The following is a 25,623-nucleotide window of genomic DNA, read 5'->3' on the forward strand; positions in this document are numbered from 1 at the left end:
TCCTATAAAGGAATTATAAAATAATGAATGAATCAACCCACTAATTATTCATCATGAGAAAGATAAAAGTCGGAATCATCCAACAATCCAATACCGCAGATATTAAAGCCAATCTAATGAACCTCGCAAAGAGTATCGAGGCTTGTGCCGCTCACGGCGCACAACTGATTGTGCTCCAGGAGTTACACAATTCACTTTATTTTTGCCAGACAGAAAACACTAACCTGTTTGATCTTGCCGAACCGATTCCCGGGCCTTCCACAGGCTTTTATTCCGAGTTGGCAGCAGCTAATAAAGTAGTCCTTGTCACCTCTCTTTTTGAGAAACGTGCTCCCGGACTTTATCATAATACCGCTGTCGTATTCGACCGCGACGGAAGCATTGCAGGAAAATACCGGAAAATGCATATTCCCGATGATCCGGCTTACTACGAAAAGTTCTATTTCACTCCGGGAGACATTGGTTTTGAACCGATTCAAACTTCTTTAGGAAAACTGGGCGTATTAGTATGCTGGGATCAATGGTATCCGGAAGCTGCCCGCCTGATGGCACTAAAAGGTGCGGAACTTTTAATTTATCCTACCGCCATTGGCTGGGAAAGCAGCGACACGGACGATGAAAAAGCCCGCCAACTCAATGCCTGGATTATTTCACAGCGCGCTCATGCCGTTGCCAATGGACTTCCTGTTATCTCCGTCAACCGTGTAGGGCACGAGCCTGATCCTTCCGGACAGACAAATGGTATCTTATTCTGGGGAAACAGTTTTGTAGCAGGACCACAAGGGGAATTTCTGACACAAGCCGGAAACGATCACCCGGAAAACATAGTAGTGGAAATAGATATGGAACGTTCGGAAAACGTTCGCCGTTGGTGGCCTTTCCTTCGTGATCGTCGGATTGACGAATATGATGGACTTACCAAACGCTTTCTGGATTAAAGGCTTACCCACATACCTTCATTGCAGGAGGTTTATCTAATAAAGAAAAAAGAAGGGCACAGAGTTCAAATCTAAATTTAGAACTCTGTACCCTTTCAATATATCATCATAAATAACTATCTCATTGAAACGTTATTTTTTTGTTGGCTAGGAAATTAGCCCCTCCATAAATAAACAATCCCAAGAATTGAGCCAGATATTCATTCATGTCCAGTCCTTCTACCAATAAGATAAGAAATAAAAACTGTGCGGTGTAAGCCACGGCAAAAGCAGAACAAAAGAGCAGTATCTGTTTCCAGATACTATTCTTTTTATTTTCTACGGGGAATATCCAGTATTTGCACCAGAGAAAGTTATGGATTTGAGCTATCAGATACGCTGTTATATTAGCCACCATATAGTCGCCGTCAAATGACATTTCTTTCATCATTAACCATACAACCAACGCCATAATCAAAGCGTTCATTGTACCGATGACTATAAAACGGAATATGCGTACAGATTCTTTCACTCGCCCTCTTTCAAATCTACAATCAAATTCAGTTCATCAAGCTGGCTCTGGTCGATTGCAGAGGGTGCGTCCAACATCACATCACGTCCGGAATTATTTTTCGGGAACGCAATACAGTCGCGTATAGAATCCAATCCTGCAAACAAAGACACCCAACGGTCGAGTCCGTATGCCAAACCACCGTGAGGAGGCGCACCATACTTAAAGGCATTCATCAGGAAGCCAAACTGTGCCTCTGCCTTCTCCGGAGTGAATCCAAGAATCTCGAACATCTTCGCCTGCAATTTCGCATCGTGGATACGGATAGATCCGCCGCCAACTTCCACACCGTTGATTACCATATCGTATGCATCTGCACGTACAGCTGCCGGATCAGTGTCCAACATCGGAATATCTTCCTCTTTCGGATGAGTAAACGGATGATGCATAGCCATCAGACGGCCTTCCTCCTCGCTCCATTCGAACATCGGGAAGTCAATCACCCAAAGGCAAACAAACTTATTCTTATCACGCAATCCCAGTTGAGCACCCATTTCCAGACGAAGCTCGCAAAGTTGTTTACGTGTTTTCATTACATCGTCGCCAGACAGAATCAGAATCAAATCACCCGGTTTAGCTCCGAATGCTTCTTTCATTTGCTGGAGCACCTCCTGCGTATAGAATTTATCTACACTCGATTTCACCATTCCGTCGGCTTCCACACGGGCATAAACCATTCCTTTCGCACCAATCTGCGGTTTCTTTACAAATTCGGTCAATGCATCCAGTTGCTTACGGGTATAAGTCGCAGCACCTTCGGCACAGATACCGCCCACATAAGCCGCATTATCGAATACAGAGAATCCGTGACCTTTCATGATATCCATCAGTTCCACGAATTTCATGCCGAAACGCAAATCCGGTTTATCGCTACCATAATATTTCATGGCATCCGCCCAAGACATACGTTGGAATGGTTCATTCAGTTCCACACCACGAAGAGTCTTAAACAAATGTTTAGCCATTCCTTCGAAAGTAGAGATAATATCTTCTTGCTCAACGAAGCTCATTTCACAGTCGATCTGTGTAAATTCTGGTTGACGGTCGGCACGTAAGTCCTCGTCGCGGAAACATTTCGCAATCTGGAAATAACGGTCGAAACCGGAAACCATCAACAACTGTTTCAAGGTCTGCGGAGACTGCGGAAGTGCGTAGAACTGTCCCGGATTCATACGTGACGGCACCACGAAGTCGCGTGCGCCTTCAGGAGTAGAACCGATCAAAACGGGCGTTTCCACTTCGATGAAACCCAGACTATCCAGATATTTGCGAACTTCAATTGTCATTTTATGACGCAGTTCCAAATTGGAACGTACAGCGTTACGGCGTAAATCCAGATAACGGTATTTCATGCGGATATCATCACCCCCATCCGTGTTATCTTCGATAGTGAACGGAGGAGTCATGGCAGTATTCAGTACGTTCAGTTCGGAAACAATGATTTCAATGTCTCCGGTAGGAATGTTTGCATTCTTGCTGAAACGTTCATTAACCGTTCCTGTCACTTGAATGACGAACTCACGTCCCAATTTATTAGCACGTTCACAGAGTTCAGCATTAATTTCTTCATTAAAAACCAATTGGGTAATTCCGTAACGGTCGCGAAGGTCAATGAAAGTCATCCCTCCCATCTTACGGCTGCGCTGTACCCATCCGGACAGCGTGACTTGCTTGTTTACATCAGAGATTCTAAGTTCTCCACATGTGTGCGTTCTAAACATATATTTTTTATTTAAACGATTATCACTCGCGTTTTTATTTTGATCGAACCAAAACTGCGCAAAAGTACGCAATAATTTGTAATTCGGTGTCAGTAATCCGTTATTTTATCAGACTTTCTTTGTCAGCTTTTTCAATATTTTCTTGTTTTTATCCGTTATATTGTCGACGATGGCTTCATTCATCAATTTGATGCCATTCATATATTCCTGCGCTCTTTGGAGCACATTGGCTGCGTCCTTTTCCGATGCTCGTGGCACTACCACGCGCAATCCTCTTTGAATCAGTTGAATATTTACATTGGCATCCGTTTCCATGGGGTCACCATCAAAATGCACGACGCCCGGAGTAGTCCGGCGGATGCACAACTGTTTGCAGCGGAAAGTCTTGATACGGCTATTCTGATCGATTGTTTTATTGAATAATTGAAAGGCCAATGAAGGAACGTCCAATACGGTGAACGGTTCGAGAATGGTCACATCCAGCAAACCATCTGTCAGAGTGGCTTGTGGTGCGATATAAGCATTGTTTCCATATTGCGACGCGTTTCCGCAGGCAATCAGGAAGGCTTTATACTTGGAGACTCCGTTTTCCGTTTCCAGTTCATACGTTTCCGGCTCATATTTAAGACTTTCCTGCAGGGTTTTCTCCAGATAAGTCAATACCCCCCGTTTACCGGCATGCGCAAACTTCAGACTGACAAACGCGTCGAATCCCACTCCGCAAGTGCAGAAAAAATCCGTACCGTTGATCTTACCATAATCTATCACATCCATGCAACCTTCGTTCAGCACTTCCAATGCTCTCTTCGGTTCCATCGGTATATGCAGATGCCTCGCCAGTCCATTGCCCGATCCGCAGGGAATAATTCCCAGTGCAGTATCAGTATGCACCAACGAACGAGCTATTTCATTGATTGTTCCATCCCCACCAATAGCCACTACTATATCTGTTTTCTCTTCGGCAGCTTTGGCAGCTATTTCTACTGCATGACCGGCTCTTTCCGTATACACTACTTCCCAAGAGTATCTCGCCTTGTCTATTTTTTCGTCCAGCAAGTTAAGAATCAATTCTTTACTTTGTGTTCCCGAAATAGGATTGACGACGAATTTTATTTTTTTCATTCTTTCGTTCATGCTATTCTTGTCGATTATAGACGACAAAAGTAATATAAATATCTTAAATTTTAATCTATTAGAGGTTTCTAATCATACGAGAGCAACTTTTTTCTCTTAAAAAGAACAGATAAAAGCAAATTTTGTTATCTTTGCCCCCTGTTTTTAAACACTTGTTAAGATAAAAGGATGTAAGATCGTCAGCGAACGATCTGAGTATGAGTATAAAAATTATAATTCATGGGATTATTACAAGAGAAGTTAGCTAAGTACGACCTGCCACAAAAGTTTATGGCACAGGGCGTTTACCCATATTTCCGTGAGATAGAAGGAAAGCAGGGTACAGAGGTAGAAATGGGCGGACACGAAGTGTTGATGTTCGGTTCCAATGCATACACTGGCCTTACGGGAGATGAAAGAGTGATTGAAGCTGGTATCAATGCCATGCATAAATATGGTTCCGGTTGCGCAGGCTCGCGCTTCTTGAATGGTACGCTTGACCTGCATGTTCAGTTGGAAAAAGAACTGGCTGCCTTTGTAGGCAAAGATGAAGCGCTCTGCTTCTCAACCGGTTTTACGGTGAATTCCGGAGTTATCCCTGCTTTGACAGACCGCAATGATTATATCATTTGCGATGACCGCGACCACGCATCTATCGTAGATGGCCGTCGTCTCTCCTTCTCTCAACAATTAAAATATAAGCATAACGATATGGCGGATCTGGAAAAGCAACTTCAAAAGTGCAACCCGGATTCAGTGAAGCTCATCATAGTAGACGGTGTGTTCTCTATGGAAGGCGACCTGGCAAACTTGCCCGAAATCGTACGCTTGAAACATAAATACAACGCTACTATCATGGTAGACGAAGCTCATGGCTTGGGTGTATTTGGAAAACAAGGACGTGGTGTTTGCGACCATTTCGGTCTGACTCACGAAGTTGACTTGATTATGGGTACTTTCAGCAAATCATTGGCTTCTATCGGTGGATTCATTGCTGCTGATTCTTCTATCATCAACTGGTTACGCCACAACGCACGTACTTATATATTTAGTGCGTCCAACACTCCGGCTGCTACTGCATCTGCTCTTGAAGCTCTCCACATCATCCAGGATGAACCGGAAAGACTTGAAGCGCTGTGGGAAGCTACCAACTATGCATTGAAGCGTTTCCGTGAAGCAGGATTTGAAATCGGTGCAACAGAATCACCTATCATTCCTCTTTATGTACGTGACACGGAAAAAACATTCATGGTCACTAAATTGGCTTTCGACGAGGGGGTATTTATCAATCCGGTTATTCCTCCGGCATGTGCACCGCAAGACACTTTGGTACGTGTGGCATTGATGGCTACTCATACAAAAGATCAAATTGACCGTGCTGTAGAAAAGCTAGTTAAGGCATTTAAAGCATTGGATCTTTTATAATCTACGAGAAATATATCACTCTTATCGGGTGAATAAAAGAAAAGTCTGACACAAATCAATGTGCCGGACTTTTATTTTATCTTATTCACCCTTAAGTACTTCCGCCGGATTTTGCTGGGCGGCTTTCCATACACGCCAGATGATGCTTAGGAAAATGACAAATCCCATTCCTATGAATATGACTGCATAGAGCCACCATTCTATCGGTGTTTGCTTTATATAATTTTCTAGCCAATGTTTCATCATGACATATCCCAACGGAAAAGCAAAGAACGATGAAAACACAAGTAAAAGTAAATATTCTCTAAAGAATAGATTCAGGATTATTCCTATATTGGCTCCATTTACCTTGCGTATAGCTATTTCTTTACGCCGTTGCTGGCAGGATAAAGTCACCAATGAAAATATGCCGAATACGGCAATCGCTATACATATAAAAGAAACTATGCTCAACAATTGACACAAAGTTCTCTCTGATTTCATATAAGTGTCATAAACCTCTTCCATATTAGACAACATCAATTCTGCATTTGGATTAACTTTATTCACTTCCGCTTTTATCTTTTCAGAAACAACGTTCCAAGTCCCTTCTTTCACTTTGAATATAATACCTCCTCTGCCTGTATTATCCGGCAAAAAAAACATAGCAGGGGCTACCGGGTGTATTGGGGCATTATATGAAATATTTTTAATAACCCCTTTCACTATATAATGCCTTCCTAATTTATCAATTTTCTTTCCAACCGGTTGTGTCCATCCGAAAGCTTTCACAGCAGCTTCATTTATAACAACCATATTTTTTCCATCCTTTTCATCCAGCATGCTTCCCTCCAGCACCTCAACTCCAAAGAAATCGGCATACTCTTGATTGATCGTCTCATCTTCTAGATCTATATATTGCTCACTATCAGTTGCCTTTCCTTCCCACTCCTTTATCCTGAATGTTGAAAAATACATTTTGGGAATAGGTGTCTGAAAGCCACTCAAATACTTTGTAACATCGGGCATCTGTTCTAATATTTCTTTAAAAGGAACATTTTCAGAGCAATAAACAACAGCTCCCACATTATGCCGTTCTATTCCAAGTTCTTTGGTATTCAACAAGAAGTTAAGTTGCTTCATCATCACCAAAGTACAAAAAACAAAGGCTATACCAATAAACAACTGAAATAAAATGCTACTCTTATAAAACCAACCGGAGAGATGAAGATTAGATTTTTTGTTTATATTACTAAGTAGAGTTCGCTTGCTAATGTATCGTATAAGCAGAGATGCAAAACCAACTGTCACGGCAATCAATGATAGTATATAAACAAATACTTCGATATAAAAAAATGAAACACCCTCATTGATTTGTGACAAACGTTTAAAAGTCGGCAGGATGAGTTCTATCAATACCAGCCCTATTCCTGAAGATAAAATTAGTAACAAGACAAGTTCTGTAAGAAGTAAAGTGAGTAACCCACCATTTGATGAACCATTGACTTTCCTCAACGCTAACTCACGTTTACGCATCCGGATACGAGTTATCAACATTGTTAAATAATTACATATTCCACAAATTATAACCAAACCGCTAATACATGCAAAAAGACGAATATGATTCAACTTCACATTCACATCTTCCCTCGGATGACTACTCCGCAATGTGGATAATGGAGCAATAAGCGTAGAATTTGGATATTTATGACCATCTTGTTGTACTTCATATTCTGACAACCTCTGTTTCAATGCTTCTATATCACAGTTGGGATAAATACGAAAAAGCGTTTGGCATCGTTGGTTCCCCCAATTGGGGTTTGTATCATGAAATGGCAATAATATATCAAATGAAAACAAAGAGTGTCCTTCCCATGACTTTACAACTGCAACGATTATTTTTTCTTCGTTACTTTCCTCTAAAATCAAGTGTTTACCTATCGGAGATTCTTTCCCAAATATTCGCTTTGCCGTATTTTCTGTTATAGCAATTTCATCCTTTTTTAGCTGTAGATGGTTATCTCCATCCAATACTTTAATATTAAACATTGAAATGAAATTTGAATCTACCTCTATACGTCGTACCACAAACTCAACATCCTCATTCTTAATCTTTTTTTCATTCCAGTCATAAAATATACGACATACTTTCTCTATCTCCGGACAATTCTTTGCCAAATAATCAGCTAGAAAACTAGATGAATTATAGGTAAATCCGTCTCCATAAAGACGAAAGCTACTGCCTGCCAGATAAATGCGATCGGCTCCCTCATGAAAATTATCATACGTCATTTCATAACGTATCCATAATACCGACAGCGCAAAACAGGTAAAGCCGACTGCTAATCCGATAATACTAACAAGACTTTGTGTTTTATACTTTATCAGATTACGAAAGGCTACTTTCAGATAATGTTTTATCATGATATACTTTTTATTGATAGCTTGTGCTTACATACTAACTTCGGTCACCACCTGTCCATCAAACAGGTTTATGATACGGTCGGCATAACCGGCATCGTGTTGTGAGTGGGTCACCATGACAATGGTGGTTCCCTCTTTATTCAGTTCGCTCAATAGCCCCATCACTTCTTTACCGTTTTTGGAGTCCAGGTTACCGGTTGGCTCATCGGCCAAAATCAGTTTAGGGTTGGCCACGACGGCACGGGCAATGGCAACACGTTGCTGCTGACCACCGGAAAGTTGTTGCGGAAAGTGTTTACTACGATGAGTAATGGCCATTCTCTCCATAGCTGACTCTACCCTCTTTTTCCGTTCGGCAGCGGAAATACCCATATAAAGCAAAGGAAGTTCGATATTTTCGTATACGTTCAACTCGTCTATCAGGTTAAAGCTCTGAAATACGAAACCTATCACGCCTTTGCGAAGACTGGTGCGTTGCGACTCGGTATACCGGGAGACTTCCGTTCCATTCAGATAATACTCTCCTCCTGTCGGGTTATCAAGTAGCCCCAGAATGTTGAGCAATGTTGACTTACCACAGCCGGAGGGACCCATGATGGCTACAAATTCACCTTGTTTCACTTCGATACTGACGTTATTCAACGCCCAAGTTTCTACTTCTTCCGTTTTGAAAATCTTCTGTAAGTCAATGGTCTTAATCATAACTGTATTGTTTTTAGAATTATTAATTTTATTCGTTTTTGATTACTTCTGCGGGATTGAGACGTGCAATCCTCAATATTTTAAAGATAATGGTAATTACTGTCAATAAGGTTACTCCCCCAAATATGCTTCCCCAATATAATATTCCATCATTAAAAAATACGGTGTACATTTGTTTCCACAGTTGCAATACCACGTAAATGAGCGGAAAGGTGATGGCGGCAGTCACCATCAGCAAAATCAGGTACAAACGTGCAAACAGCCAGATGATGGAACGTATTCCGGCTCCGTTCACTTTGCGAATGGCAACCTCTTTCTGACGGCGTTCTGTATCGAGCGTAATGCTGGAATACACTCCCAACAGGGTAATGATGATGCTTACAATTGCAAAAAACGAGATGATATCTTTCAGAATATATTCCACTGCCTGCACTTCGTACAAATCATCCTGAAATGTACGTACTTGGGAAGAAATATTCTCCGGCAGCACTTCACGACGGATGGTTTCCATCCATTTCATGACTTCTTTTTGCTGTTCAGGGTAACATTTCACATAGCAGTGACCTATGTATTCGGAAGAATCATAAAGTGTGAAAGCATATCCGCCATTATGGTTATGTACATCTTGTTTGAAAGGGGGCACATACTCCACAAACGGTGAAATCACTGGTCTGGTCGTAAAAGTTCATTCCGATGATATCTTTCTTTTGTCTTTTCTGCCAGACTTCATCCATTACGAGATCCTTTTTTGTCCGGATCGTCCTGCCCTCCGTTATCGGAATATTCATAAAGGTGAAGAAATTCAATGGTACACACATTACATTAATATCAATCCAAGAGTTATCATTTCCTTTCTCCGTCATTAACAAGTTTCCGGATATTCCATGAGTATAAGATATATCAGATAACAAAATATCTTTCACACCGGCATGCTGCCTGAAACGTTCTACCATTTCCTGTTTTTCTTTGTTTTCCAGAAATGGATAGTCCAGCGGGATACTTAGAATCGCTTCTTTATCTTCCTGACTTAACGTATGAAATAAGGTTTCAGTCATCTTTCCTGATTGCAAAAACAGGCTGACAGTCAGCGTTACGAATATCCAGCAAATAAAGAACTGGACGCCGAGCATAAAGTTACGTCCCCACTGTTTCCCGCGACGTTTTTGACCTCCATAGATACCTGTCTGTATGGAAGACCTGCGAATACGGACGGATACCAGCAGACAGACTGCCACGCAAAGCAATGCAAGAAAAACAATGTATTGCAGAATATGCTTTAATAGTATTTCAGGAGGGAAAGTCATTGTGAGGCCTGGCAAAGAGAAATCCATTCTATCTCCAATTAGTTCGATACCCCATATCACCAAAAATGAGGATGCAAATACAATCATCAGTGACTGTGTTAATAACAGGCAGAACAGCCGTTTCCAATCAGAACCAAGCATTTTCATTATGGCGTATTCCTTAGTGCGATTCAGGAAAGAGCCGATGAGAAAATGAAAGAAATTAATCAATCCGACCAACAATATCAATATGCCGACAATTCCGGTGACCCATCCCAGAATATAAATACCTTTCTCCTGCGACCGGTCTCCTATATAACGGGCAACAACGGTATAAGTCTCGTTATATAGGCTATAAGTATAGTCGCGCTTGGAAAATTGTTTTTCCAAACCAGTAATGCCAACCTGCGGAGATAACAAAACGTATGTCCGGGCTCCCGTTATATCGCGACGTTTCGGACTCTGAAAAAGTCCCTCACTGTCGTTGATAACCAATGCATCGGTATGACACATAAAATTAAAATCATTGTTCAGTGGAAGATCTTCCATCACTGCTTGGATTGTGTACACAATACCTCCTGTCTTTGGTGTACTGTCCGGAGAAGTATAAAGCCGTCTTGTAAGAGTCAGGTGTTTGCCAATGGCAGTCTCCACCTGACCAAATATCTTTATGGCAGTGGACCGGCTTATAATAACCGCGTTGGGCATCCGGCTTGCTGTCCGCCAGTTACCAACTACCATTTGCGGAGTAAAGACTTTATTGTATAGGGTATCGACTTCTATAATTTCAAGATCGTATGGCAATGATTTATCCGGAGACAGTTCAACCTGAAAAGAGCGTTCACGGGGATATGCCATACAAGAGATCGCTTCCACTTCACCCATAGCCCAAGTACGGAGTTCTTCGGATAATGCTACTTGTGTGCCGGAAAAATAGTCACCAGTCTGTTCATTATAGAGATTTAACTCGGCTATGCGGGAATAATTGTCAAAGCAATGATTGGTAGATTCTACAAAACGACTGCAATACATACATATACTAAAACACAGTAGTCCTACTGCCAATCCGATGGTGGAAATTATATTCTGTGCCTTGTACTTCCACAAGTTTCTAAATGCTACTTTGAAATAGTGTTTTATCATAATATCTTAGATTCATTCAGTTTTTATAATTTTAGCAGGATCAATATGCGCAATCTTGTTTATTTGCCAGAATAGAGTCCCTAAAGAAATACCACCAACCAATAACAAAGCTATCAAAAAGATTCCTATACCTATAGGAGCTTTCACTACAAAATCCTTTGTGTATTCATATATCAGATACCAGGATAATGGAAGAGCTACTGCAAAAGCCCCACCTAATATGACAAGATACTTGCGTCCTAGTAAAAGATATAAATCTTTCAGTGATGCTCCATTCACTTTGCGAATTGCAACCTCATGGGAACGCTGCCTAATGTCAAACAATGAAATACCAAACAAGCCAAGACAAACTATTACAATAGCTATACAAGCGAAAAGAGCATAAACAGAAGCTATCTGGCGATCATTTTTATAAAGTTCAGCCACATCGTCCTTCAACAAAGAATATTTAAAATCCTCTGTACCATACACTTTCTTTTGAATACTTTTCAAATAGTCAATAACTGCCTGTTCTTTGCCGGAGTGGCAATATATCTGATATAAATCACCGTCTAATTGACTACCAACCATAAAGACCATCGGATGGACACCTGTACTAATATGTCCGTCATAATAATCGTCTATTACAGCAACAATAGGTTGAGCCGGAAAATCCGGGACGTTTCTTTTCATCATTTCATCAACCAGCATAGCTCCCTCACATTGCGTATATCCTAAGGCTTTCAATGCCGCACGATTTACAACGGCCACTCTATTTCTTGAGTCTTCATCCATTTCCGGCAGACTTCCATCCACAAACGCAAGATTGAAAACTTTAAAGAAATCAGGAGTAACATAAGATTGCAACAACGCAACTGTTTCTCCTTTTACACTTTGAAAGTTTGTAGAATAATAGTCTCCCAAAATAGATGAATGTCCCGTCGTCCAATACTGAATATCCGGACAACTCTTCATGAGTTGGTCTATTTCAGTAATCCTCTCTTGCCGTTGTTTGATAGTCTCCATAGTGTAAACTGCGAAATCTCGTGATTCATATATCAAGTTTGCTTGAATTACAGACTCTACACGAAAACCAGGATCGGTATGTAACATAAAATTCAGTTGCTTGCTGAAATAGATTGATAATACCACTAACAGGAAAGTAATCATATATTGCAGAAAAAGAAAGATCATACGTGAACGAACCGAATGGTTATCTGTACCTACCTTCCGGATTGAAACAGCCAACAAAGAACGTTGGCACTGCACAAACGCATAAATAGATACTAACAGAGGCAAAAACAACAAAATAGAGAATGATAATATCCCATCAAATGCAGTATACATCAGCTGACTGCCAAACATAGATGATACAGGAATATTTGTCACCTCTACAATGAGCCAGGCTACTATCATGGAAGCAGCGATCAATAAAAAGTTTTCTATGAATATTTGCTTAAACAACGCTTTTCTATCAGCTCCAAAAACTTTCCGCAAGCTATACACCTTACCTCGTTTCACCATCAATACCAGATAAAGATTGATGAAATTCATCACACCTGCAAGTAATATCAACAGGCAAATTCCTCCTAAAATAAATAGTTGGGAACGGTTTCCGCTAACTAGCATATCTGGTCCGGATCGACCAATTAAAGCCCGATCCCAATACATATCACTTATAGGAACTAGAGAGAAAGTGTATTTCCGACTATCCCCGCTACGAGCATCCTGATTGATAAACCGGGGATAACTCCCGGCCTTATTGGCTTTCATTACTTCCGTTTCTGAAGTGAAACGGATAAAATCCAAAGGCATACGCTCCCATAATGATGATAGTTTTGAAGAGAGGACCAAGTCAAAATTAAACATCCGCTTATTAATTGGTTCCTCTAATATGCCTGTCACCCTAATCTCCTTTCCATTCGAATAAGTGAGAATCTTGCCAATAGGATTTTCTTTGCCGAAAAGTTTTTTAGCAAAACCCTCCATTAACAAAACTGACGCCGGATCTTCCAAGGACACTGAACCTTGTAACACACGGTAAGGGAAAAGTTCAAAATAAGCACTATCTGCTGCCATAGCTTGAACAGGAATACGATTTGACTGATAGGTCAAATAATCATTTTCGAGCAACACGATGCGTGAACGCGTCACTATGCCACTATTATCAATGTAAACACTATCCCGGCTCCCTATTTCAGCCACACTTAATACCCGATTTCCTTCAAACGTTGTCTGTACACCATACACTTGATTACGATCAATGCAATGTGTGTCTACTGTAAGCTCACGATGAATATAACGAAGCAAAATAATGCAACAAGCTAAACTAAAGGCTAACCCGAGCAAATTAATAATAGTATATGATTTTGTACGCAACAAAAAGCGTATCGCATAGTACAATGTTTTCATGTTTTATCTATTTGTTATTTTTCATTCATTTCAAGATCAATTCTTCCGCATCGCCAAAGGTATCATATCCGGTGGTAATAACCCAATCTCCCGGCTGTAAACCTTCTACTATTTCATATTGTTGCGGATTCTGTCGACCAATATTCAATGGCACGCGAACTGCTTTTGTCTTTGATGCATTTACTTTATAAATCCATTGTCCGCCTGTAAACTGATAGAAGTTGCCTCGCGGAATAATGAGCGCTTGCTCCGGCTGTCCCAATTCAATCTGTACCCGGAAGCTCTTGCCGACTCTTACATTATCGGGCATATCTCCGGTAAAAATAAGATCAATATCAAACATACGATCTTTCACTTCGGGAACCACTTTTGTTATTTTCAGCGGATATTTGTTTCCTTGATAGTTCACGGTAGCCGGTAGTCCGGTGGTGATCCGGTCGATATAATATTCGCTAAGTGAAGTATGGATTTTGTATTGATCGAGCACTTTTATTTCAGCAATGCTTTCACCGGAGGAAACCTGCTGCCCCGGAGTGACCTTTACGAAACTAAGCTGACCTTTCAGTGGAGCTGTGACCACCAAGCTATTCAGTCGTTCGCGAGTACGTTCGTACTTTTTCCGTTCCCGCTCCCGGTCGTTACGAATCAATTCCTTACGTATCATCGTGACAGCAGAATCATGTCGCAAGCTCTCTTGTTGCAGGGCTGCGTTTTTCTGTTTGTAACAATATTCATCTTCAGCTACCTGCAACTGCGCCTTACTCTTCACTCCCATCTGAAATTCTTCGCGGTCGAGAGCGATGCTTTTTTTCAGGCGTTCCAATTCGTAGCTATTTGTCAGGGCTTGCTGTTTCAAGTTCAGACTTTTTTGTTCCATTTCAATCTCCTGCTCCTGATAGGTAATCATTTGCTTTTCCCATTCGTCACGCTGGTCTTCAATATTGCGGAGCAAATCGGGATTGGAAAGAATAAGAATGGTGTCTCCCTGCTGAAGCAAACTTCCCTCTTCACCGACAATCCTTTCCACGCTTCCAGTTTCACGAGTATTGATCTTGATGGTCAGTATAGGCTGAATGAGCCCTTCCACATCTACATATTCCATGAAATCAGACTCTTTCACTTCTGCAATCTGTATATTTTCGGCATCTATCCGTAGTTTTCTGGGACCTAAAGACAAAGTAATCACATAAATCAAAAAGGCGGCAAATAAAAGCCCTCCTATCAGATAGTATCTGTAACGAATGTACCACGGTTTCTTTTCTAATTTTATATCCATGAGATTATCTGGTGTTTTACAAGTTTCTATTAATTAGGGTTCCATCACTATTCTTTACTGACTTTTCGTTGTTCTCTATTCAATCAGAAGATGGTAGTCTTCTGTCAGTATCGTATTTCGCTCAAAATCATATAGTGTCATGCTACGGAGTGTATAATATAAACTCCAATAATTATATAAAGCCGAAATATAGTTACGGCGGGCACTATCTTTCTCTGAAATGGAAGCATTCAAGTCAAGAATGGTAGATTTACCTAATAGATAGAGTTTGCGGGCCACTTCACTTCTTCGTTGGGCTGTCTCATCCGTGCGGGCAGCGATCCGGACACGTTGCGTTTGCAGATTGAATTGTTTGACGAGTTTACGAACGTTCAGTTCAAAGTCCGTCCGGCTCTGTTCGACTTGTGTGTAAACCAGATCACGATTGGAACGGGCTACTCGCACCTGTCCTTTTCCACGTCCCCAGTCTAGGATAGGAAGAGAAATGCCGATACTTACGTATTGCTGGTCCAACAAATTTCGATAAGCGTCGGGCAGTTTGTCAGCAGTCTGCGTCAATCCGAAACGGAGATAGATATCTGCTTTCAGGCCGGCATTGGCGCGGGCTTTCGCCACAGCACTCTCACTTTCCAGTTTCCGCCTTTCCATCGTCTGTATATCCGGACTGTTTTCGTAAGCCAGTGCCAGTGCTTCATTCAGGTTCACACTGAAATCCGGAATTTGAGGACTGACAAGGACACGTAATTCCCGATCTTCGTGAATACCAAGATAGGAACGGAGTTCCTGCATACAATTATCCATTTCAATAAGGGCATTCATGCGGTTTGTCTCTTCCGTCAAACGGTTAAGTTCCAGTTGCAGCATTTCATTTTCTGTGATGGTACCTATGTTATAGCGGCCTTGCGCATAACGGTAAAGTGTATCGGCATTGGCGTAATTAAAGGAAGCAATATCGTAATCGCTCTGGGCGGTGGCCAAGGCAAAGAATTTATTAATCGCATTGGCTGATACGAGTTCAAGCGTCTCTACGTAGCTTTTCTTTGCCTCCTGATAGCGCACGGGCTCTATCCGTCTATCCCATTTCAAACTATTGTAGCCAAAAAGAGACTGGCGATAACCGATCATTATGGGGGAAGTCTGCCATGAGTATTTATGTTCGCTGAACAGATCCATGCGTTGAGCGGAGGTTTCGAGAAAGAAAGAGCCACCGGTCCAGGATAAGTTCTGTGAAAGATTCAGGGTTAAATCTGTATTCAATAGATTTTGTTCGACAAACTTTACCGAACCGTCTCCCATCGTTATCTTGTTAATGGCACGGTTCAGATTCGGATCGGATGTCAGGCTTAAAGACGGCAGATAATCGGCACGATAATATTTATAGTTCCAATACGCAGAACGGAAACTGTGGCGTGCCGTCTGTGCATCGGGAGATTCCATACGGGCAATCTCTATGACTTGCTTCAATGACAGCTCTGTGGTTTGATCTTGAGCAGTCAATAGTTCTGTCAACAATAGTCCGAGAGATATGAAGATTAATTTCAGATTCATTCGTTGGTTATATTTGTTATTTATCATTCAAAAGATGTGCCATTCAGATAAACAGTTATCATTCAATAATATAGTAATATTCCTTTCATTCATTCAGTGTGCATATACGCACAAAATTAGTGCGCAATCGCACACACAACACATGAGATTTATCCATATCTTTGCTCCCGGAGTTTAAATGGATAGAAGATATGGAAGAAGTCAACAAATTAGGAAAGATACTCATAGTAGATGATAACGAGGACGTGCTCTTTGCCCTCAACCTCCTACTGGAACCGTATACGGAGAAAATAAAGGTGGCTACTACCCCCGATCGGATCGAGCATTTCATGACCACCTTTCATCCCGATCTTATCTTATTGGACATGAATTTCAGCCGGGATGCCATCAGCGGACAAGAGGGATTTGAAAGTCTGAAGCAGATATTGCAGCTTGACCCACAAGCTATTGTTATTTTTATGACTGCCTATGCGGATACGGACAAGGCCGTCCGGGCCATCAAAGCCGGTGCTACCGATTTTATTCCCAAGCCTTGGGAAAAGGATAAATTGCTGGCTACGCTTACTTCGGGTATGCGACTGCGTCAGTCACAGCAGGAAGTCAACATGCTGAAAGAGCAAGTAGAAATTCTTAGCGGGCAAAATGCTTCGGAAAATGATATTATTGGAGAGTCACCGGCCATGCAGGAAGTGTTTGCCACGATAAATAAACTAAGTAATACGGATGCCAATATACTGATTCTCGGAGAAAACGGTACGGGAAAGGATGTGATTGCCCGACTATTATATCGTTGTTCTCCACGATACGGCAAACCTTTTGTCACGATTGACCTGGGAAGTATACCCGAACAATTGTTTGAGAGTGAACTGTTCGGTTTCGAAAAAGGCGCTTTCACCGATGCCAAGAAATCAAAAGCGGGACGAATGGAAGTGGCGACCAACGGGACTTTGTTTTTGGATGAAATTGGCAATCTTTCACTTCCTATGCAGTCTAAATTACTGACTGCTATCGAAAAAAGGCAAATCAGTCGTTTGGGAAGTACGCAAACCATTCCCATCGACGTCCGTTTAATATGTGCCACCAATGCTGATATCCGTCAGATGGTGGAAGACGGGAATTTCCGTCAGGACTTATTATATCGTATCAACACGATTGAAATACATATACCTCCACTCCGTGAACGCGGCAATGACATCATCCTGCTTGCCGAACACTTTCTGAACCATTATGCCCGCAAATATAAAAAAGAAATGCACGGACTGACACGGGAAGCCAAAAACAAACTGCTGAAATATGCATGGCCTGGAAATGTGAGAGAACTTCAACATACGATAGAACGTGCTGTAATCTTGGGAGACGGCTCCATGCTAAAACCTGAAAACTTCCTTTTTCATGCGACACCTAAACAGAAAAAGGACGAAGAAATGGTACTGAATCTCGAACAACTGGAACGGCAGGCCATTGAGAAAGCGCTCCGGATCAGCGACGGAAACATCTCCCGTGCTGCCGAATATTTAGGGATTACCCGTTTTGCATTGTATCGCAAACTTGAAAAATTAGGCTTATGAAACGATTTGAGTTCAAAGTAGCATTGCACATCTTAATTATTTTTCTGCTTTCTATCGGCAGTTGTCTGCTGTATCAAAGACAGTTATGGTTCAGCACTACCGTCTGTATTCTCTTTTTGATAGGTGCCGGTATGCATCTCTACCGAATACAGTTCAAGCAAATCACCTTGTTACGACGATTGACGGATGGACTTCGCTACAACGATATGACGCAGAATCTTCATCCGCCTTTCAAAAATAAGATGATGGATGAGTGGGCACAGGAGCTTTCTAATGCATTGAAGGACTTTCGGGGAAAGTTATTGGCAGAGGAAGTCAAGCATCAGTATTACGAGAGTTTATTAAATAAAGTAGATACTGTCGTACTCGTAACCGATGCTTCCGGGCACATTGAATGGATGAATCAGGCTGCAGTGGCCCATCTGGGGCAAATATCACAACTACCGGACGTACTTCAGGAGGCTTCTATCAGCAATGATATGTCCATGATCCGCATCGAGCAGAATGGTATCGTTCTGGAAATGGCTATTTCCTGCACCACATTTGCTACACAGGGGAAGAAACAGCGGTTAATCAGTCTGAAGAATATTCATTCTGTACTGGAACGTAATGAAATGGAGGCCTGGCAAAAGCTGATTCGTGTATTAACACACGAAATCATGAACTCCATCACTCCTATTATTTCTCTTTCGGAAACGTTAAGTGAAAGGGGAATCCCCGAATCACTCGGAGAAAAGGAGTATTCTGCTATGTTGCAAGCTATGCAGACTATTCACAGAAGAAGTAAGGGATTACTAGGATTTGTGGAGAATTACCGGCGACTGACACGAATTCCGATACCTGTCCGTACTAAAGTATCTGTTGCAGAATTGTTTATGGACTTAAAGAAATTATTCCCGGAAGAGTATATTCATTTCGAAATGCCTGCATCTGATTTATTTTTATATGTAGACCGGGCACAGATAGAGCAAGTGCTTATCAACTTGTTAAAAAACGCCCGCGAAACATGCGAGCGAAAAATAGATAAAGAGATACAGATAAAGTTTTTCTCTAAAGACAACCCGACATTAACAATATCTGATAATGGCGAGGGAATTCTAACAGATGTTTTGGACAAGATTTTCGTTCCTTTCTTCACCACCAAAACATCCGGTTCGGGCATCGGATTGAGCCTGTGCAAACAGATCATGACTTTGCATGACGGAAGTATTAACGTAAAATCAGAAATAGGGAAAGGAAGCTGTTTTATTCTTACTTTCCCTAAATGAGAACCACCGAAAGCCTCCCGAATCCTTTAATACGATGATTAGTCTGGGTAGTAGAGGAATTACTTATCCTCTACTACCCAGACTATTTGTATCGGGATTTAACTCCTTAACCGCCTCTTTGACCGCTTTATTAGTTGGCTTGCGATATGCTTCCGCTTGTTGAACGGGGACAATCTCATTCACCATTCTTTCATATCCTTTTTGCTCTAACAAGTGCACTTCTTTTTCACCTGTTTCTTTTTGTTTTCTTGTTTTCATAAGGCTTTTCATTTTAAAATTCTTATTTATAAAACAGCAAACATCGAAAGATAGTTCATACTCACAGATAATTTATGTACGGGGCAACCACCCCCAATATACCATTATGAGCTTGTTCACTCCGGTACAGTTATGAACAATTTAATATTCTTTCTCTATAATAGGCACAATTCTTCCATCCCCTTCACTCTTCCTCTGTATCACCGATTAACAGGGAGTTTGCAGGTGAAGAGCCGTTCTTTCACCTTCTTTTCATCGGTAAGCGTCTCCGCGATTCTATCTTGTCGCCCTTTTTTCATTCTTATATTTTTGCTATGTATAAAAATGAAGCATTATGGATTTAGCAGAAAATCGATTTGGAAAAACTTGGAAACATTTCCTTGAAGTATTGAAAGTAGACTACAATTGTTCTTTAGCCGATGTTTGCCGCGATCAGCATACCACTTTTGGTGGTATGAGTTCCTGGATGTCCAGACGGGGCTATAGCGTTAAACAAGCCAAGGCAGATGTGGTCCGTGATTATTATGGCGGCGTTGAACCCTCCCAACCGACAACTTCCTCTCCTTCATTCACTCAAATAGCACCCGCCATGTTGTCGGAAGAAGAGTTTAGTCTTGCCGGGATCACAATCACCTTTAACAGTGGAACCACCATTTCGGTCAAACGGGCCACACCCGGTGGTGTGATTAAAATGTTGCGCGATTACGAAAGAAAGGAGGGAGATCCATGTATTCTCTAACATCAGCCAATCGATACTATCTGTACCAGGGCTTTGTTCGTATGAACCTTGGCATTGACGGTTTATTCAAAATTATACGATCGGAAATGAAGGACTTGTCTCCCGTTTCCGGAGATATCTTTTTATTCTTTGGTAAAAACCGACAAAGTGTAAAAATACTGCGTTGGGATGGCGATGGCTTTCTTCTGTACTACAAGCGCCTCGAAGGTGGAAGTTTTGAGTTACCGACATTTAACCCCAATACAGGCAATTACGAGATTTCTTATCAGGTTTTGTCTTTTATCTTAAATGGAGTGTCATTAAAGTCTGTACGGTTGAGAAAACGTTTTAGGATCTAATACAACATTTTGATTATTAGTTATTTGTGCTAAAGATATCATCCGGTTTATTTGGCTAATTTGTTGATTTTTTATATCTTTATGCCATGAAAAAGGATGAGATCATAGAGTTATTGAAGGAACAAATCAAGGGATTACGAGATGACAACAACAGACTCTTGGACCAAATAGATGCTTTGATAAAGGAGGTTTCTTCCCTTAAAGAGGCACTCCTTCAAAAAGGCGAATCTCTTAGCAAGCAACAGCGCCTTACTAAGGGACTCGCCAAACTTGTATCCAACACATCCGAACAGCAACAGGCTCCCCAATCTGCCATATCCGAAGAAGAGCGGCAGAAGATAGAAGCGGAAAAAGCAGATAAGCGTAAAGCAAGAAAGAACAATGGGGCCAAACGTGACATGCATTATGAGATGGAGGAAGAAGAACATGTCGTTTATCCCGATGATCCCGATTTTGACATCAATAAGGCCCGGTTGTTTACCACTGTTCCCAGAATATGCGTCCGCTATGAATGTATACCCATGCGCTTCATCAAGCATGTCTACAAGATACACACCTATACGCAAGAAGGTCGCCTGTTTGAGGGAAAAACACCGGCTTCGGCCTTCTTGAATTCCAGCTATGACGGTTCATTTATTGCCGGATTGATGGAATTACGTTATATACAATCGCTACCTGTTGAAAGAATCATCAACTACTTCGAGGGTTATGGCTTTACGCTGAAGAAACCTACGGCTCATAAGTTGATAGAAAAAGCCTCAAGCCTCTTCGAAAATCTTTATAAGTGCATCCGGCAGACAGCTTTGAGTGATCCTTATAAGGCAGCCGATGAAACCTATTACAAAATACTCGTCCCGGAAAAGAACAGCAAGGGAAAAAGAGTCAGGAAGGGATACCTTTGGGTGGTTGTCGGCATAAACACCAGGATGATATACCTGCTCTATGATGACGGCTCCCGGTCTGAAAGAGTTATTCTTAACGAATTAGGCGGTTGCAAAGGTATTATACAAAGCGATGGCTACTCACCTTACCGGAAGCTTGAAAGCGATGCTTATCCCAATATCACACGCATCCCGTGCTTGCAACATATAAAACGGAAATTTATAGATTGCGGTGAGAAGGACCCGGATGCAAAAAGAATCGTGGAGCTGATAAACGCACTTTATCAAAACGAGCATAAGCATAAAGTTGGGGTTGAGGGATGGACGGTAGAACAGAATCTTATGCATCGAAAAAAGTATGCGCCGGACATACTCGGAGAAATAAAAGATATGCTTGATGAAATAGAAGAACGGGGGGATTTATTACCTAAGAGCGAACTGCAGGAAGCCATTACCTATCTTCGCAATGAGTGGAATGCAGTGGTGGACATCTTTAATTATGGTGACACTTATCTGGACAATAATATGGTTGAACGGATGAACCGGTACATATCCTTATCAAGAAAAAACTCATTGTTCTTCGGCAGCCATAAGGGGGCCGAACGAGGCGCCATACTCTATACGATAGCACTCACTTGTAGGATGCATAAAGTGAATTTATTTGAGTATCTCACGGATGTGATAAACAGAACAGCCGAATGGCAACCGAACACACCAATTGAAAAATACAGGGAACTGCTTCCTGACAGATGGGAAAAGGCTAATGACTAAAAAGGGATCATTAGCCTTTTTATTTTAATACACTATATAGAATCGCGGAGACGCTTACTTTCATCGTGAACAAAATCAAATAGCCGCTTACCCTGATTACATCATTGAGCAAGATTAGTCAAGCTATTTCGTTATTAGTTTCAACCCCATTTGAAACTAAAAGTTTCACGCCTTGAAACAAAGTGTTTCTCCTAATGAAACAAAGTGTTTCACACCGAGAAACGATATAGGGCTCCGTGTGTCCGTAGGACATTTGGAGCCTTTGTTGTACGCTCTCCTTATTATGGGTATTCATCTCTCTTTTCTCTTTTTCGTATAATCTAATATTTTTGTTCGTTCTTTGTTTTTCAGTGTTTTTTGTTCATCTTCCTAGCTTCCTCCAGTCTTGTTCTTCCTTCTTTTGCCGTTTTTTCTTTCGTTTCCGTTCACTATAAGCACTAGTAATCTTCCCCCGCCACCCATTAGATTTCAGAGGTATCCTTTAAATGCTTAAAATACAGATTCTTGAAGTTTTGCTTCGAACCTGTTTGGTGGTGCTCTTGTACGGGCAAATACCTCTACAGTCACCATCTGTGCCTTTCCACAATGCTTGCACAGATTATATTCTTCCCAATTCTGCTTGCACACCTCCGTCCATATCTTCTTTCCCCTCTTCATTGAAGAAGGCGTAACATCCATCTGTATCTGTATGTTTCTTAGTTTCTCCCTGTTACAGCCAGCCAGAAACCCATAATGGCGTATACGTACAAATCCATGCGGAAGGATATGCAGACTGTATTGATGCAGAAACTCTTCTCCTGTGAGCTCACGCTCTTTGTGCTTACCTGCCGCCCGGTAATCTTTGTAATCAAAGGTCACAGTCCTGTCCGTCACATTCTTAATCCGGTTGTTACTGATAGCTACCCGGTGTGAGTACCTCCCCAAGTATTCCAACACTTTGCCCGCTCCACAAAAAGGCGATTTACTGTAAACGATCCATTCCGTACGGAATAGCTTCTTTCTGATCTGTGGCGTGACATCCGCCTGTCTGGTGAGTGCCGCCATAAATTTAGCTCTGAACACCTTGCTCATAGCTTTGACCGGAAACAGGAACGGGCTCTCTTTACCGGATGAGGAAAGTTTCTTCCACATACCGTTATTGTCCAGTCCCCCACAGGGAACAATGCAATGCAAATGGGGGTGATAATGCAAATTACTTCCCCAGGTATGCAGTACGGATATCATTCCCCCCTGTACCCCTTTGTTGCGGGCAAAGGTGCTCAAAGTATCCCAAGCGGCACTGAACAGAGAGTTGTAGACAGTTCTCATGTTGCCCAATGATACCGGATCCAATGCATCGGGCAGAGTGAAAACCACATGAAAGTATTTTACCGGAAGCAGGTCTTCCTTGCGGGCTTGTATCCATAACTCACGTTCCACTCCCTGACATTTGGGGCAATGCCGGTTGCGGCAGCTGTTGTAGCTGACACGTATGGCACCACATTCAGGGCAGGCATCCACATGACCTCCCAGTTCAGCGGTACGGCATTGTTCCAGATGGCCAAAAACTTTGCGAACTTGTGGGCAGGGGGCATATTTCTCATAAAACAGAGCTTTAAAGCGGGAGATTATCTGCGCAACTTCAAACTTCGTTCTCATCCTTGTGGGGCTGATTCACTCCAGCTATTACCCTGTCAAGTGGACTAAAGGACTTTCCACCTTGCTCAAGCCGGCTTATATGAAGATAAGTCATGGTTGTAGTAATGTTCGTATGCCCCAAAAGATCCCGGATGCGTAGGAGGTTTTCACCAAACTCCAACAAATGAGTGGCGTAACTGTGACGCAGGGTATGCAAAGTACAGGGTTTACGGATACCGGCAAGCAATACGGCTTCACGAAACAAAGTGCGGATGACTTCCTCGCTAATTGGATGCCCCGGTGTGCTGTTAAAGAGATAGAACTTGGGCTGATATCTGGAAAAGTATGCGCGCAAATCCAACAGGGTTTGCGCCGATAAAGGAACATACCGGTCCTTTTTTCCTTTGCCCTGATAAATCAACACTTGCATGCGACGGCTGTCAATATGGGAGATTTGCATATGACGAAGTTCGCTTACCCGAAGACCGCACGAGTAAATAAGAGAAAAAATAGCTCGCGAACGAAGACCCTCACAACTAGAGAGAAACAGAAGAATCTCCTCGCACGAAAAAACGACAGGGAGCTTCTTGGACTTGCGGATACGCGGAAGAGAAAAATGCCAGGCGGAAAGAGACATCATCTTGCGGTAGCAACGAAGGCTATAAATGGTGTGCTTGAACTTACTGATTTTACAGGAATTGCCAGAAGAAAGACAACTCAAGTAATCACGAACCTCCTCCTGACTCAAGTCTTCAGGAACTTTCTTGAAATGGAAACAAAGCGTAGCTAACTGGTGACAGTAACCGGTAATGGTACCCGAAGAATACTGTTGAACATGAAGTTCTTTACTAAACTTTTCGTACTTTTGCCTAAACTCTGGAATAGAGTCACAGGCACGCTCAATTATACTTGCCATAATGAAAATGTTTTTTTGTTGGAAAATTGATTGTTACTCCAAAGTACAACAAAAAAACGATCCCGCATGCAGAAAGCGAAACTTTAGCTATTACGTATGCGGGATTTAGTACAACGAAGTGTTTCAAGGATTGAAACTATTTTTGAAACCTAATCGCTTACAGGTGAAGAGGTGGTGAAGTTGTTGCCCTTCACCCGCAAACTCCCTATTCATCGAAGAGACAGAGAAAAGGTGAAAGAGGAGATGAAAAGATGAATTACGATGTCCGATGATACTTCTAATCTCTGACAAGAAAAAAAAGTGCGGTCGCAAAGTGATGAGATTCAAGGTATTGAGAAATAATAGGTAAAAAACATTCGTTTAGCTATTGTTAATTAAAAAATACTCCCTATCTTTGCACCGCTTTTGAAAAGAACAACCCTTCAAAAAAGTAGCGGGGTGTAGCGCAGTCCGGTTAGCGCACCTGCTTTGGGAGCAGGGGGTCGTGGGTTCGAATCCCGCTACCCCGACTACAAAAAAGAGGGTTATTAAGTTAAAAGTTTTTCGGGGTGTAGCGCAGTCCGGTTAGCGCACCTGCTTTGGGAGCAGGGGGTCGTGGGTTCGAATCCCGCTACCCCGACGAAGAAAATCAAGTCAAGATTCACAAAATAAAGCCAGTACAATTAGTATTGGCTTTTTTATTATATATAGGATAAGTGTAATTATCCCCGTTTGGGGGCAAATAAAAAGGGCAATTCTTTGAACTATCTTTGAACAGGTTTCTAGCATTATCCT

18 protein-coding genes, 2 tRNA genes and 1 pseudogene are annotated in these 25,623 nt (G+C 41.8%); 9 read left to right on the forward strand and 12 right to left on the reverse strand.

All coding sequences use genetic code 11. The features are described 5' to 3' along the window. Nucleotides 1–53 precede the first annotated feature (53 nt). Nucleotides 54–938 (forward strand): carbon-nitrogen hydrolase, encoded by an 885-nt coding sequence (locus H8796_RS18345; RefSeq protein WP_004295930.1) that lies wholly within the window; start codon nt 54–56, stop codon nt 936–938. Between the two features lie 121 nt (nt 939–1,059). Here the strand turns inward: H8796_RS18345 and H8796_RS18350 are convergent, their stop codons facing one another. The 3 genes from H8796_RS18350 to H8796_RS18360 all read right to left on the reverse strand — a co-directional run bounded on the left by H8796_RS18350 (nt 1,060) and on the right by H8796_RS18360 (nt 4,343). After that, the gene (locus tag H8796_RS18350; RefSeq protein ID WP_004312886.1) at nt 1,060–1,449 is read right to left on the reverse strand and encodes a GtrA family protein; all 390 of its coding nucleotides are present in this window, start codon (nt 1,447–1,449) and stop codon (nt 1,060–1,062) included. After that, on the reverse strand, nt 1,446–3,209 hold the full coding sequence (gene aspS / locus H8796_RS18355; protein ID WP_117515445.1) for an aspartate--tRNA ligase: 1,764 nt from the start codon (nt 3,207–3,209) through the stop codon (nt 1,446–1,448). Before aspS ends, H8796_RS18350 begins: the two co-directional genes overlap by 4 nt. Before the next feature lie 108 nt (nt 3,210–3,317). Next, a complete protein-coding gene (locus tag H8796_RS18360; protein ID WP_187343850.1) occupies nt 3,318–4,343 on the reverse strand; it encodes a diacylglycerol kinase family protein in 1,026 nt (341 codons plus the stop codon). A 219-nt stretch (nt 4,344–4,562) separates the two neighbouring features. Between H8796_RS18360 and H8796_RS18365 the strand changes: the two genes are divergently transcribed. After that, complete coding sequence (locus H8796_RS18365; protein WP_117933833.1) at nt 4,563–5,747, forward strand: pyridoxal phosphate-dependent aminotransferase family protein; 1,185 nt, start codon at nt 4,563–4,565, stop codon at nt 5,745–5,747. Nucleotides 5,748–5,828: 81 nt separating this feature from the next. On the opposite strand, the gene H8796_RS18370 is transcribed toward H8796_RS18365, so the two are convergent. The 6 genes and pseudogenes from H8796_RS18370 to H8796_RS18395 all read right to left on the reverse strand — a co-directional run bounded on the left by H8796_RS18370 (nt 5,829) and on the right by H8796_RS18395 (nt 16,493). Further along, entirely contained in the window at nt 5,829–8,150 is a 2,322-nt protein-coding gene (locus H8796_RS18370) for an ABC transporter permease (RefSeq protein ID WP_117933835.1), read from the reverse strand. 27 nt (nt 8,151–8,177) lie between these two features. Beyond that, nucleotides 8,178–8,852 carry an ABC transporter ATP-binding protein gene (locus H8796_RS18375; protein WP_004295924.1) on the reverse strand — a complete coding sequence of 225 codons (675 nt, stop codon included), beginning with the start codon at nt 8,850–8,852 and terminating at the stop codon, nt 8,178–8,180. 28 nt (nt 8,853–8,880) lie between these two features. After that, nucleotides 8,881–11,278, reverse strand: a pseudogene (locus H8796_RS18380) (ABC transporter permease). A 12-nt stretch (nt 11,279–11,290) separates the two neighbouring features. Further along, nucleotides 11,291–13,669 carry an ABC transporter permease gene (locus tag H8796_RS18385; RefSeq protein ID WP_004295922.1) on the reverse strand — a complete coding sequence of 793 codons (2,379 nt, stop codon included), beginning with the start codon at nt 13,667–13,669 and terminating at the stop codon, nt 11,291–11,293. Between the two features lie 25 nt (nt 13,670–13,694). Then, nucleotides 13,695–14,945: an efflux RND transporter periplasmic adaptor subunit gene (locus H8796_RS18390; RefSeq protein ID WP_004295921.1), complete on the reverse strand. Its 1,251-nt coding sequence runs from the start codon at nt 14,943–14,945 to the stop codon at nt 13,695–13,697. A gap of 75 nt (nt 14,946–15,020) precedes the next feature. After that, nucleotides 15,021–16,493, reverse strand: a complete 1,473-nt coding sequence (locus H8796_RS18395; protein WP_117933837.1) for a TolC family protein — start codon at nt 16,491–16,493, stop codon at nt 15,021–15,023. Between the two features lie 191 nt (nt 16,494–16,684). On the opposite strand from H8796_RS18395, the gene H8796_RS18400 reads away from it, so the two are divergent. Both H8796_RS18400 and H8796_RS18405 read left to right on the forward strand, forming a co-directional pair. Then, nucleotides 16,685–18,061: a sigma-54 dependent transcriptional regulator gene (locus tag H8796_RS18400; RefSeq protein ID WP_004318225.1), complete on the forward strand. Its 1,377-nt coding sequence runs from the start codon at nt 16,685–16,687 to the stop codon at nt 18,059–18,061. Beyond that, entirely contained in the window at nt 18,058–19,329 is a 1,272-nt protein-coding gene (locus H8796_RS18405; protein WP_004295918.1) for a PAS domain-containing sensor histidine kinase, read from the forward strand. Before H8796_RS18400 ends, H8796_RS18405 begins: the two co-directional genes overlap by 4 nt. 63 nt (nt 19,330–19,392) lie before the next feature. Here H8796_RS18405 and H8796_RS18410 read toward each other — a convergent pair whose 3' ends face one another. Further along, entirely contained in the window at nt 19,393–19,587 is a 195-nt protein-coding gene (locus H8796_RS18410; RefSeq protein WP_004303066.1) for a hypothetical protein, read from the reverse strand. A 334-nt stretch (nt 19,588–19,921) separates the two neighbouring features. On the opposite strand from H8796_RS18410, the gene H8796_RS18415 reads away from it, so the two are divergent. From H8796_RS18415 to H8796_RS18425, 3 genes are all read left to right on the forward strand, one after another. Then, a complete protein-coding gene (locus tag H8796_RS18415) occupies nt 19,922–20,326 on the forward strand; it encodes a hypothetical protein (protein WP_004307670.1) in 405 nt (134 codons plus the stop codon). Further along, the gene (tnpB, locus tag H8796_RS18420) at nt 20,314–20,664 is read left to right on the forward strand and encodes an IS66 family insertion sequence element accessory protein TnpB (RefSeq protein WP_004296723.1); all 351 of its coding nucleotides are present in this window, start codon (nt 20,314–20,316) and stop codon (nt 20,662–20,664) included. Before H8796_RS18415 ends, tnpB begins: the two co-directional genes overlap by 13 nt. An 86-nt stretch (nt 20,665–20,750) precedes the next feature. Continuing rightward, nucleotides 20,751–22,316, forward strand: a complete 1,566-nt coding sequence (locus H8796_RS18425; protein ID WP_187343851.1) for an IS66 family transposase — start codon at nt 20,751–20,753, stop codon at nt 22,314–22,316. A gap of 489 nt (nt 22,317–22,805) precedes the next feature. Here H8796_RS18425 and H8796_RS18430 read toward each other — a convergent pair whose 3' ends face one another. After that, on the reverse strand, nt 22,806–23,954 hold the full coding sequence (locus H8796_RS18430; RefSeq protein WP_187343852.1) for an IS91 family transposase: 1,149 nt from the start codon (nt 23,952–23,954) through the stop codon (nt 22,806–22,808). Continuing rightward, a complete protein-coding gene (locus H8796_RS18435) occupies nt 23,938–24,849 on the reverse strand; it encodes a tyrosine-type recombinase/integrase (protein WP_187343853.1) in 912 nt (303 codons plus the stop codon). Before H8796_RS18435 ends, H8796_RS18430 begins: the two co-directional genes overlap by 17 nt. A 434-nt stretch (nt 24,850–25,283) precedes the next feature. Here H8796_RS18435 and H8796_RS18440 point away from each other — a divergent pair. Together H8796_RS18440 and H8796_RS18445 are read left to right on the forward strand one after the other, a co-directional pair. Beyond that, nucleotides 25,284–25,358: transfer RNA gene (locus tag H8796_RS18440), tRNA-Pro, on the forward strand. A 35-nt stretch (nt 25,359–25,393) separates the two neighbouring features. Beyond that, nucleotides 25,394–25,468: transfer RNA gene (locus H8796_RS18445), tRNA-Pro, on the forward strand. Nucleotides 25,469–25,623 lie beyond the last annotated feature (155 nt).

The sequence above is a fragment of the Bacteroides sp. M10 genome (assembly GCF_014334015.1).
GTDB classification, from domain to species: Bacteria; Bacteroidota; Bacteroidia; order Bacteroidales; family Bacteroidaceae; genus Bacteroides; species Bacteroides intestinigallinarum.

Excerpts from the sequence above, each read along its gene's own strand:
- H8796_RS18365 (WP_117933833.1), top strand. The coding sequence starts at position 4,563 with ATGGGATTATTACAAGAGAAGTTAGCTAAGTACGACCTGCCACAAAAG.
- tnpB (WP_004296723.1), top strand. The coding sequence starts at position 20,314 with ATGTATTCTCTAACATCAGCCAATCGATACTATCTGTACCAGGGCTTT.
- H8796_RS18415 (WP_004307670.1), top strand. The coding sequence starts at position 19,922 with ATGGATTTAGCAGAAAATCGATTTGGAAAAACTTGGAAACATTTCCTT.
- H8796_RS18430 (WP_187343852.1), bottom strand. The coding sequence starts at position 23,954 with ATGAGAACGAAGTTTGAAGTTGCGCAGATAATCTCCCGCTTTAAAGCT.
- H8796_RS18375 (WP_004295924.1), bottom strand. The coding sequence starts at position 8,852 with ATGATTAAGACCATTGACTTACAGAAGATTTTCAAAACGGAAGAAGTA.
- aspS (WP_117515445.1), bottom strand. The coding sequence starts at position 3,209 with ATGTTTAGAACGCACACATGTGGAGAACTTAGAATCTCTGATGTAAAC.
- H8796_RS18410 (WP_004303066.1), bottom strand. The coding sequence starts at position 19,587 with ATGAAAACAAGAAAACAAAAAGAAACAGGTGAAAAAGAAGTGCACTTG.
- H8796_RS18435 (WP_187343853.1), bottom strand. The coding sequence starts at position 24,849 with ATGGCAAGTATAATTGAGCGTGCCTGTGACTCTATTCCAGAGTTTAGG.
- H8796_RS18395 (WP_117933837.1), bottom strand. The coding sequence starts at position 16,493 with ATGAATCTGAAATTAATCTTCATATCTCTCGGACTATTGTTGACAGAA.
- H8796_RS18345 (WP_004295930.1), top strand. The coding sequence starts at position 54 with ATGAGAAAGATAAAAGTCGGAATCATCCAACAATCCAATACCGCAGAT.
- H8796_RS18370 (WP_117933835.1), bottom strand. The coding sequence starts at position 8,150 with ATGATAAAACATTATCTGAAAGTAGCCTTTCGTAATCTGATAAAGTAT.
- H8796_RS18425 (WP_187343851.1), top strand. The coding sequence starts at position 20,751 with ATGAAAAAGGATGAGATCATAGAGTTATTGAAGGAACAAATCAAGGGA.
- H8796_RS18405 (WP_004295918.1), top strand. The coding sequence starts at position 18,058 with ATGAAACGATTTGAGTTCAAAGTAGCATTGCACATCTTAATTATTTTT.
- H8796_RS18360 (WP_187343850.1), bottom strand. The coding sequence starts at position 4,343 with ATGAACGAAAGAATGAAAAAAATAAAATTCGTCGTCAATCCTATTTCG.
- H8796_RS18400 (WP_004318225.1), top strand. The coding sequence starts at position 16,685 with ATGGAAGAAGTCAACAAATTAGGAAAGATACTCATAGTAGATGATAAC.
- H8796_RS18385 (WP_004295922.1), bottom strand. The coding sequence starts at position 13,669 with ATGAAAACATTGTACTATGCGATACGCTTTTTGTTGCGTACAAAATCA.
- H8796_RS18390 (WP_004295921.1), bottom strand. The coding sequence starts at position 14,945 with ATGGATATAAAATTAGAAAAGAAACCGTGGTACATTCGTTACAGATAC.